The sequence below is a fragment of the Mycobacterium sp. genome (assembly GCF_050701675.1).
In the GTDB taxonomy this organism is placed as follows: Bacteria; Actinomycetota; Actinomycetes; order Mycobacteriales; family Mycobacteriaceae; genus Mycobacterium.
In genome coordinates this window covers 1-1956 of sequence record NZ_JBOGDD010000066.1, presented here as the reverse complement: position 1 = coordinate 1956, position 1956 = coordinate 1, and the positions used below count along the sequence as shown (strand labels likewise).

Below are 1956 nucleotides of genomic sequence, written 5' to 3'. Positions count from 1 at the left end.
CTGCTCGCGCAACAGCTCGGCCGCGGGGGGCGCGCCGAAGTGTGGTGACACGACGAACGTATTGATCGCGGCACCCTCGTGACTGTTGACCGACGCCGAGTGCACCCGCAGCGAGTTCAGGGCCAACACCCCGGCGGCCTTGGAGAGCAACCCTCTGCGGTCCGGGGCGATCATCGTGACGTCGAAGACGTGCGCGCTGTCCCCCGCCGCCAGCTCGACGTGCACCGCGCCGTCGGCAGCCAGGATGAGATGCCGTGGCTCGACGGGATCGGGAGTCGGCAGGGGCTCACCGGCCATCACCAGCCGGCACCGACGCACGAGGTCGCCGATGAGCGAGGCCTTCCAATCGCCCCATACTCCCGGCCCGGTGGCCAGGGAGTCGGCCTCGGCGAGCGCATGCAGCAGCTCGAGAAGCACCAGGTCACCGTCCAACGCGTCGACGACTGCGGCGATGACCTTGGGGTCCTGCAGGTCGCGGCGCGTGGCGGTGTCGGGCAGCAGCAGGTGGTAGCGGACGATCTTGGACAGCAACGCCACGTCCGACGGCCAGAGGCCCAGCCTGGTGCCGATCTGAACCGCGAGATCGGCCCCGATGACGCTGTGGTCACCGCCGCGCCCCTTGCCGATGTCATGAGCCAGTGCGCCGAGTACCAGCAGATCCGGCCGGGACACCCGCGTGGTGAAGGCACTTGCCCGCGAGATGGTTTCGACGAGATGCCGATCCACCGTCCAGATGTGGACGACGTCGCGGGGTGGCAGGTCCCGCACGGCACCCCACTCCGGAAAGAGTCTGCCCCACAGTCCCGTTCGGTCCAACGCCTCGACGGTCGCCACTGTCGCGGGTCCCGCGGCCAGCATGACCAACAGATCCTTGAGCGCCTGACGGGGCCACGGCGTGCGGAGTTCCGGTGCCGTCGCGGCCAGCCGGCTCAACGTCGACGCCGACATGGGCAACCCGGTGGTGGCCGAAGCGGCGGCGACTCGCAGTATCAGGCCGGGGTCGCGTTCGGGGCGGGCATCGCGGGCCAGCATGACCTCGCCGCCGTACTCGATGACGCCTTCGTCGACCGGTCGACGCACCGGACGCCGCAGCGCCGACAACCCGCGGCGTGGCAAGGCATTCGACGCAGTCCGGATCCCGGCGTCGACGTAGTAGCTGATGGTGCGCGCCGCATCGCTGAGCATGCGGGCCAGATCGAACCGGTCGCCGATGTGCAGGGCAGCGCCGATCTCGTCAGCGTACTGAGCCTGGAGCATCTCTCTGCCGCGGCGCGAGACGCGATGCAGCTCCGTGCGCACGTTGAGCAGCGCGAGATGGGCATCGCCAAGCGAGCCGGTGGGCGAGGCGAGCGAACGGCTGGGATAGGCATCGGCCAGCTGCGCGATGGCCAACGCATTGAGCAGCTGAACGTCGCGCAGCCCGCCACGGCCGTTCTTGAGGTCGGGTTCGGCGCGGTGGGCGATCTGACCGCTGCGCTCCCAGCGAGCCTGTGTGTGGGTGACGAGTTCGGAGAAGCGGGGGGCGATGCCGGTGCGCCATTGGCGACGGGCGCCACCGACCAGGAGCGTCGACAGATCGGAATCGCCTGCGATGTGCCGCGCATCGAGCATGGCCAGCCCCACCGAGATGTCCTCACCGGCGACCTTGAGCGCCTCTGGCACGGTGCGCACACTGTGGTCGATGTGAATGTTCGCATCCCACAACGGATACCAAAGCAGCTCGGCTACCTGGGACACCACCTCGCGAGGCATGTTGTCGTGGACCAGGGTCAGGTCAAGGTCGGAGAACGGCAGCAGCTCACCGCGACCGAGGCCGCCAGTGGCGACGATCGCAAAGCCGCTGGTGGCCGTGATGCCGATCTCGGCAGCCTTGGTGGTGAGCCAGAATTCGTTCAAGTCCAAGAGCGCGTCGCGCAGCGCGGCCGAGTCCAGCCGTGAGCCACCGGTGAGCAGTTG

Annotated in this window: 1 protein-coding gene; it reads right to left on the bottom strand. The window is 68.8% G+C overall.

The window, feature by feature from the left end; all coding sequences use genetic code 11:
• On the bottom strand, positions 1-1956 hold a 1956-nt coding region (locus ACRDUX_RS01955; RefSeq protein ID WP_526410489.1), incomplete at both ends, for a [protein-PII] uridylyltransferase.